Raw genomic sequence first — 480 nt, forward strand, 5'->3', positions numbered from 1 at the left:
TTACTCGCCTGACGCTCAGCGCTCCGATCCCCGAAGACACGACGATCATGAATTTCCGGCACCTGTTGGAGAAGCACCAACTGGCGTCGGGCATCCTAGAAACCATCAACAATTACCTGCGAGACAAGGGCCTGTCGTTGCGCCAGGGCACCATTGTCGATGCCACCATCATCCACGCGCCCAGTTCGACCAAGAACAAGGAAGGCAAGCGCGATCCTGAAATGCATCAAACGAAGAAGGGCAACCAGTACTATTTCGGTATGAAGGCCCACATCGGAGCGGATGCTGAATCGGGCCTGGTGCATCACGTTCACGGCACCGCCGCGAACGTGGTCGACGTAACGGAGGTTGCAGAACTGCTGCATGGCGCAGAGAACGTCGTCTGTGCCGACGCGGGCTACACCGGCGTTGAGAAAAGGCCAGAGCATGAAGGGCTGCCAGTGATCTGGCAGATTGCTGCGCGACGCAGCACCTACACGC

1 protein-coding gene is annotated in these 480 nt (G+C 58.3%); it reads left to right on the forward strand.

Annotated elements, in window-relative coordinates:
* Window positions 1–480: IS5 family transposase (locus tag K5E40_RS34430; RefSeq protein WP_016970295.1), on the forward strand; the 480-nt coding region annotated here is incomplete at both ends.

The sequence above is a fragment of the Pseudomonas baetica genome, assembly GCF_019733355.1.
In the GTDB taxonomy this organism is placed as follows: domain Bacteria; phylum Pseudomonadota; class Gammaproteobacteria; order Pseudomonadales; family Pseudomonadaceae; genus Aquipseudomonas; species Aquipseudomonas baetica_A.